At 66.3% G+C, this 246-nt stretch carries 1 protein-coding gene; it reads left to right on the top strand.

Translation table 11 applies throughout. The annotated features are described in order from the left end of the window. The coding region (locus tag AC0IYH_RS33340) for a hypothetical protein (protein ID WP_471838698.1) at positions 1-246 on the top strand (246 nt) is incomplete at both ends.

Below are 246 nucleotides of genomic sequence, written 5' to 3'. Positions count from 1 at the left end.
CGCCTACAACGCGACGGTGCCGGGTCAGGTCGACTTCACAATCGGCCGCGCGATCGTCGATGCCAGCGTCGTGGTGTTCCCGAATGCGCCGCAGGTGATCGCGGACGTGCAGCTTGCCGATACGCGTTACGGTCCGACCGTCATCCAGTCCGCACGGGCGAAGGTGAACTATGTCGGCGGACGCGGGAGTGCACAGGCGCTGCTGACCGGATCGAACGGCGTGCCGTTCCGCGTGGCGATGAATGC

The sequence above is a fragment of the Pseudomonas sp. AC463 genome (assembly GCF_979253585.1).
The sequence above is the reverse complement of the archived record's forward strand: the minus strand, read 5'-3'. Positions and strand labels throughout refer to the sequence as shown.